The sequence below is a fragment of the Luteibacter sp. P4_D7_3 genome (assembly GCF_056401735.1).
The window spans coordinates 1-6,974 of sequence record NZ_JBFUIT010000221.1; the positions used below are offsets into that span (position 1 = coordinate 1).

Annotated in this window: 6 protein-coding genes; 2 read left to right on the top strand and 4 right to left on the bottom strand. The window is 61.6% G+C overall.

The genetic code is table 11. The annotated features are described in order from the left end of the window. Positions 1-209 precede the first annotated feature (209 nt). Positions 210-1,052: a hypothetical protein gene (locus tag AC1DSN_RS16175; RefSeq protein ID WP_477331649.1), complete on the top strand. Its 843-nt coding sequence runs from the start codon at positions 210-212 to the stop codon at positions 1,050-1,052. Positions 1,053-1,060: 8 nt separating this feature from the next. Here the strand turns inward: AC1DSN_RS16175 and AC1DSN_RS16180 are convergent, their stop codons facing one another. The 4 genes from AC1DSN_RS16180 to AC1DSN_RS16195 form a co-directional block, all read right to left on the bottom strand. Next, the gene (locus AC1DSN_RS16180; RefSeq protein WP_477297747.1) at positions 1,061-1,663 is read right to left on the bottom strand and encodes a TIR domain-containing protein; all 603 of its coding nucleotides are present in this window, start codon (positions 1,661-1,663) and stop codon (positions 1,061-1,063) included. A gap of 54 nt (positions 1,664-1,717) precedes the next feature. Further along, positions 1,718-2,551, bottom strand: a complete 834-nt coding sequence (locus AC1DSN_RS16185) for a hypothetical protein (RefSeq protein ID WP_477331651.1) — start codon at positions 2,549-2,551, stop codon at positions 1,718-1,720. A 148-nt stretch (positions 2,552-2,699) separates the two neighbouring features. After that, on the bottom strand, positions 2,700-5,570 hold the full coding sequence (locus tag AC1DSN_RS16190; RefSeq protein WP_477331653.1) for a UvrD-helicase domain-containing protein: 2,871 nt from the start codon (positions 5,568-5,570) through the stop codon (positions 2,700-2,702). Positions 5,571-6,089: 519 nt separating this feature from the next. Next, a complete protein-coding gene (locus tag AC1DSN_RS16195; RefSeq protein ID WP_477297306.1) occupies positions 6,090-6,332 on the bottom strand; it encodes a hypothetical protein in 243 nt (80 codons plus the stop codon). Between the two features lie 239 nt (positions 6,333-6,571). Between AC1DSN_RS16195 and AC1DSN_RS16200 the strand changes: the two genes are divergently transcribed. Then, on the top strand, positions 6,572-6,974 hold a 403-nt coding region (locus AC1DSN_RS16200; protein WP_477331655.1), incomplete at its 3' end, for a hypothetical protein.

Below are 6,974 nucleotides of genomic sequence, written 5' to 3' on the forward strand. Positions count from 1 at the left end.
GCCGTAGGTCGAGGAGATGTTCACGATGCTGCCTGAGCCCGATTTCTGCATCGCGCGACCTGTCGCAGACGGCGGCCAGTGAGGGACCACACGAACCGCATGCTCATTTGGGGGTGGATGAATGTGTCGCGGATGGCTAGAGTTGCACGTAAAGATACGCTACCTCCAAAGGCGGAACCCATTCCACCTGACTGACAGGGACGTGACCGATGCTCAACGGTTTCAAGCTCGAAATGGCCACGGCCAACGCGTTTTCCACGTACGTCGCCGACGGCCGCAAGATTCTGGAAAAAACGTGGCCCGCGTCATCCCGGTCACTTGATGACTTCATCACCAAGGGGGTGCTCGACGGCGATGCCATCAAGGGCAAGTGGTTCCAGAAGACCAACGCACATGTCTTCATTTCGCACGCCCACGCCGACGAGAACAAAGCGCTCGGGCTCGCGGGTTTTCTGTGGGAAGAGCTCGGTCTGCTTCCCTTCGTCGATTCGCTGATTTGGGGAGACCAGAAGGATCTGCAATCCCGTGTCGACCGGAAATATTGCTGGACGGACGACAAGAAGACGCTCTTCAGCTACGACAAGCGCAATTATTCAACGAGCCACGTTCACATGATGCTGGCAACATCGCTGTCGGCCGCCATGGACAGCTGCGAGTGCCTCATCTTCCTCGACACCCCAAAGTCCATCAGCATCGAGGACGCCGATGCACCGGACCTTGGCAAGGTGGCCACAGAGTCTCCGTGGATCTACCACGAGCTGATGACGTCGAGCGTCCTCCAGCGCAAGCCTGATAAGCGACGGCTCCAGAGCAGGGTGGCGGCTGATTCACACGTAGTGGTTGCCAGCGACAGCGCAGACGAGCCCCTGCGGGTCGCCTATCGTGTTCCGCAAAAACATCTTCTCCCAATGTCGATCGCGAAGTTGCAGGAATGTGCAAGCAAGGGTGTCCAGGAGTTTCCCGCGCTCGACTGGCTCTATGCCAATGCGGTGCCTGGTGACAGTGAGCGATTTACGCTCCTGGAGTCCATTCTCGAGGAGCTTGAGCGCTAACCTTGACATCAGCGGCCGGCGTTGCCGGCCGCCAGTTCAATCCAGCCATCGATGTTGTCCCGCCCGTTCTGGGCAGCGAAGTCGTACCGCATCGTGTGGCGGGAAAACTGCACGACGTCCGTGGTCTTCGGCGCCGGAAACCACAGCACCGACTTGGCAACAGGCTTGGTGTAGTCTTGGTAGGCCACCCATTTTTCGCCTGACCATTCGGCAAGGTAAATGCCGTTGGTTGCCCGGTAAACACCCATCTGCGCGAGCGGGTCGAAACCGGGGAGCGCGAGTTGGCCCTGCTGGTTTTTGACGCCATGGATGTCGACCGTGAGCAGACCGTTGCGTTTGAGTATGCTCTGGGCAATCTCGTAGCGCACCCACCGGCGCTGCCAGGTTGAGGTCCCTGCAAGGACGCAGGTGACCGAGGTGTTGTCCAGACCGTTTCGGAGGAACGTTTTCAGCTGCTCGTCGCCGGTTCTCTTGAAGCTCTCAAACACACTGCTGTCAAAGAACCCGTTGCTCTGCTGGTCGTCGGGTCGGACCACCCAGCAGTTGCGCACGTTCCACGCCCGCCAGACGTCTGGCTGGTAGTGGAACGAGAAAAATGTCCGTCTTGCCATGGGCTCCCCCCTGTTAAGCCCGTCACCGGGCCGTTGTTCGGTGCCGCCACGCGGCTACCGGATGTCTGTTCCCACCTGGTGCCCGACGATATTCGGCTGCCCCGTGTCGGGCAAGGCGGGAACCGGCGCCCCGTCGCTGTCATTGGTAGCCGCCGGTAGCGACGTCGACGCGGAAGCGAGGTCTGAATCCGCCGGGCGGCCTCCTTCCAGAAGCGCGCGCGCCTTGCGCTTTCTGGCCGAGGCAAGAAGCCCTTTTTGGTACACCAGCCGTTCGGCAACGCTGCCCAGCATGGCCGGCGTGAGCACGATGAAGGCGCCGACGACGAGATAAAACAGCGAATAGGCCGAGCCGGCAGGCACCCACTTCAGGTCCGTGGCGACCTTGTAGGTGGCAAGCAGCGCCACGCCGGTCGTGATGATGGAGGAGCGGTCACCGATGACGGTGCTCAGGCGCGTGGACGCACCAGTCAAACGCGCCTCGACCTGGTCTTCCATGTCTTCCAGCACACCGTCGCTGTGGACCGCCAGCGCTTCGACCTGGGGGTCACGATGGATCGCGCGGGCGAAGGAGTGGTGGAACTCGTCGTCGGCACGAAAGCGCCTGCGGACTCGCCGGACAATGACGTCTGCAAGCATGTTCCCCAGACCGGACATGATCGCGACCGCACCCGCGAGGACTGCGACGAAATCTACCTTCGTTCCGAGCGCTTCCAACGAACCTGTCCGGACAACAAACAGGCACGCCAGCAATGAGATGCTGGCCAGAAAAACGGGCGCAAGCCGACGCTCAAGCCGGCCAACGGCAAGGTCGGTATCGGTCGGGTTGAGGTCCGGATCGTAGACGGACGCGTCCGCGAGCTTGCGAAGAACCTGCTGTGTCTCGGTCATGAAGCCCCCCGTGTTTCATCTGGTTTGAATCCGCGCCCGACACTCATGCCGGTGACCCACAGCCTGCCCGTGTCTCATCTCACCGGTTGCGACCGCTGCCCTGCCCTCCACAGTCACCGGCCTGGATCCCACGCGAACCGTCCTCACCTCATGCGGCGGATGCGTTGGCGGCCATTGAGGCGTGTCGCCAGTAATTGCCGCAGCCAAGGAAGGACATCCCGTTGTCATCGCGCGCCCTTCGCACCAGCATGACCTCACCGCAGTCCTTGCACAGGGAAAAAGTCCCACCGTTGACCCGGACTTCACCCCCGCGCCAGGCCTTCATCAGTTCGGGAACATAGCGGGACGGGTGCTTCTCCTGGACAAGCATCGCCACCCGGTGTTTGGCCCGGGTCAGCGCGACGTACAGAAGCCGACGGTCTTCAGCGTCTTCGACCGCTTCCCGGGCGGGCAGGAACATGTCCCCGAGGGGATCCTGGTATCGCTCCGATGGAAAACAGCCGTAGTGGTGACCGATGCTGTACAGGCCAACGAGCAGGACGTAGTCCGCCTGCATGCCCTTGGAACTGTGCATGGTCGAGAACATCGAGCGGAAACCGACTGGCGGGTCAATGCGGTCGGCCCATGCGGCGTCGAGCTCGGCCATGGCCTCCTTGTTGAACCCCTGGGTGTGGTCCAGGCCATACCGGGAAAGGATGAACACCCGGGGCTTGTCCGGACCCGTGTGCGCGGCGACCCATCCATCAAGCACGGTGTCGATAATCTCCCGCATGTCATCGACGCCCTTGAACGGCTGGATGTCGAGGATACCGTCCCTGCGCTGGTCGTCGGCGACGACGGTCTTTTTCATCTGCGTGTCGTTGGCCAGCACAAACCGGCCAGCGATGTCGGCAATGCCCTGGTTGGTGCGGAAGGTTTTCTCCAGCCTGCACTCGGCGTACGCCTCTTCCAGTAAGCCGAACGAGTGGGCAAATCGCGTGAAGAAGCGCAAGTCCGACCCCGAGAAGCGGTTGATGGCCTGCCAGTCATCCCCGACAGCCAGCAGACGCGGCGCCTTGGGGCCGGCAAGCACGCGGCGCACCATCTCGCCCCGGCCCGGCGCCGTGTCCTGGAACTCGTCAACAATGACCCGGCTGTAGGGCAACTTGCCCGCATGGTCACCCAGGTGATTGAGCGCACGGCGAATCATGTCTTCAAAGTCGACACCCGTCCGCGCCTTGATGATGTCGTTGACCGCTTCGGCGATGGTCCAGCATGTTTCGGCAAACAACACGGCACGCACGCCATCAGGCATGCGGCGCGCCCGGCCCAGCACTTCGTTGTGCGTAAAGCCGTTGCCCCGGATTTGTTTGACCGCCGCTTCGACCAGGTCGTCTTTGACTTCGATGCCAATATGGTCCAGCTGCTTGCGTATGACCTCGGTCGAACGGGGCTCAATTGCGACGCCCGCGCTGCGAAGGGCACCTTCGAGTTTTTCGAACAAGGTGCCGTCCGTCCAGTCCGCGCTGGTGGTCCAGAAATGGCGGGCGTCGATCCCGCCAAGAACGGCCTGCTTGTCTTTCGCCTCCCGGGAATAACGTTCCGGGGCATCGAAGAAGGCCGGCGCCTCTCCCTTGGCATTGACCCCGAAATGCTCGTGGACGATGCGAACAGGATGCCCCCCGTCGCTGACGCGGTAGTTGAAGTCCGGCAGCCATGTCCGCCCCGGGCACAAAATGGCAGCGCCTTCTGCAAAAGGCTCTTCGTAGTCAAACTTGACCCCCATGACGTAAAGCCAGTTGGAGATGGCCGCTTCCTGCAGCGAGCGGACGGGCCTTGGCGTACCGAGGGTCTTGATGCCGTCAGCCTGCAACCGGCCCTTGGCGACGGTGCGCAAGTACGCCTGGTAGTCCGCCTCGGTCTTGAACTGCGAGTCTGGCGGGTTCTGGTGCCCCATCACCAATTGGAGTTGCCACCATTGCCGTGCGAACTCGGCCTTACGCATCAAACCGTCGAGCGCCAGCCTGAAATCGGATTCTTGCCGCTTGCTCTTGGGTGAAGGCCTGCGGCCCTCGGCCCGAATGAGCACGCCAAGGCCAAACGAATGGAAGGTCTTGCTGGTGACCGTACAGTCACCGAGAGCTGCAAGGCGCTCACGTGCACCTTCGGGAAGCGCGTCTTCACAAGTCACAAGATGCTTCAGGCGCGCCGCAATGCGTCGTTCCATTTCCTTGGCAGCTGCCTTGTTGAACGCAAGGCACAGAATCTCCTCCGGCTCGGCAATCCCGCTCGCCAGAAGATAAGCCACCTTGGCGACCACGGTGGAGGTTTTCCCCGAGCCGGCGGCCGCAACGAGCAGCGTGCGCTCTTCTTCGGTGAGGATGGCCGTGACCTGCTCATCGGTCATGGCCGACGCCTCGCACACCTTGAAAAAAGTCTCCCAGCGGGCGCGCTCCGCTTCGACAAAGTCCTCGTTTTTCTTCTTCACGAGACCCTCAAATCCCGCCGACAACCGGAACAGGTCGTCATGCGCGAACATCACGGCTTCCGGAACCTCGACGCCGTGCGCACCAGCGTCCTTGATGGCAGCGCCGGCCGACAAAAGGACGGGGCGCAGATCACGGACCGCCCGGAACAACGCGTCCCGCTCGCGCCAGGCAAGGAAACGCGCCGCCTGCATCACGGCGTTGGCTGCAGCCCATCCCGCCAGCAACGGCTTCGATACCGCATCAAGGGCATGAGCTGTGGCGGCCTTCGCCGTCGCAGATTGCTGGGCGTTGCCGAATGCCAACAGGAACGCGCTCGCCTCTTTTTTCCTTGCACCGGTAAACGCACGTGAGCTGCCGTTGACCGAGAGGGTGAGCGTGGAAAAAAAGCGGTGCTCCACCGTGTGCGCACGGACGGACGACGCCAGCGACTGCGACCCGGACCCGTCCCGGGTCGTCCATTCAACGGCGCTGTCGGTCAGGTCAACCGACCAGGGTCCTCCCTTGCCAAACCATGCAACCAGCCAATGCGGGGTGATGTGACGTCCTTCCATGGGGGTGCTCGACTTCGGTGGGGATTAACCCGTATCGGCACATCCGGTACGGACTTGAGATGGTAGTCATCATCAGGTCCGGATTCCTCACCCGAATGGGTCTCCCTCGCACACCTCAATGCGCACCGGCCGCCTCAGTCCGCGTCGCGGGCAGCGCTATTTGGCAAGCCGAAGCGTGCCTGCACGCGCCGGATGCGCGTCTGCGTGTTGAGCGGCAACTGGCGCCAGCCACCACGGACGCCTCAGTGCGAATGCGCGCCTGGCTGGGGGTACCTCGGCTAGATCGAGTTGCAGCAGCTCGCCCCAACTGGAGAGGGGGTCACGGCTTCTGCCCTGGCCGCCGAGCTTGTCGAGATTGTGATACCGGGCACCCTGGGCGAAGTCATCGAGCGCGGTGAGCAAGACCGTATTCAACGCATCCAGGGACGTCCGGGTCGGGGGCCGGGATGCTTTGATCGTGATGCCCGCCAATCTCTTCGCAGGCGTCGTACAGTTTGCGGAGGCTGTGACGATACACCCTCAGTTGCTCGACGGTTGGCGCCACCGATGCGTGGCGAAACATGTGTTCGGCATGATGACCACCTTGAAGAGCCGTTCGAGTCCGGTCGCCAGGTTGAACATRGCAACGTAGGCCTGACCCTTGTGGCGAACGTCCGCTGTGAGCGCCGCCGTCAGACCGGCTGTCAGCATGCTCTGAATCAAGTGCCCCTCCTGCTGGAACAACAGGAACGAGGGCAAGAACGGTGTGATAGCTGATGTCATGCATGTTTCCCCAATGCCAACCACACGCCGAGGTGCGTCCCATACAACAATTTCGGCAAAACCCTTCTCTTTCTGAAGTCGATTGAACCCAGAGTAAGCCAGGTGTTGCGTACAGCTGGCTCCGCACGGCAAGCTATCACGAGGATATTTGCCACGCGTGCAATGGGCCCTGCGCAGCATTGCCCCACCCCGGCCTGTGCGGTCAACGGAGGACAGACCCCCTCCTGAAAGGAAGATTTGTGTTCAAGGGATTCAACCTGAAAGTGAACGGGACCGCCGAAGTCTTGTTCCGGAAGCACTCAACCATGGGTTCGGCGTTCATGGCCAAAGAATGGCCAAAGCTCAAGCCGGACTTGTCCGCGCTGGTGAGCAAAGACATTATTGATGGCAAAAAGACCATGCAAGACTGGTTTGCCTCGGTCGACGCGAACGTCTTCATCTCCCACTCGCACGCAGACGAGCTTCTCGCGGCCGGCCTTGCCGGCTACCTGCAGCGTGAGCTCGGGCTACGGCCCTTCGTCGACTCGCTCGTGTGGAACAACGCAAGCGACCTTTTGTGGACGTTCGACAATCTCCATTGCAAGCCCACCGGTTCTTCGACCTTTGCCTATGAGAGCCGGAACTACTCGACCAGCCATGTCC

Bases quoted from the DNA above. Each gene is read 5' to 3' on its own strand.
- AC1DSN_RS16175 (WP_477331649.1), top strand. From the start codon at position 210: ATGCTCAACGGTTTCAAGCTCGAAATGGCCACGGCCAACGCGTTTTCC.
- AC1DSN_RS16180 (WP_477297747.1), bottom strand. From the start codon at position 1,663: ATGGCAAGACGGACATTTTTCTCGTTCCACTACCAGCCAGACGTCTGG.
- AC1DSN_RS16185 (WP_477331651.1), bottom strand. From the start codon at position 2,551: ATGACCGAGACACAGCAGGTTCTTCGCAAGCTCGCGGACGCGTCCGTC.
- AC1DSN_RS16190 (WP_477331653.1), bottom strand. From the start codon at position 5,570: ATGGAAGGACGTCACATCACCCCGCATTGGCTGGTTGCATGGTTTGGC.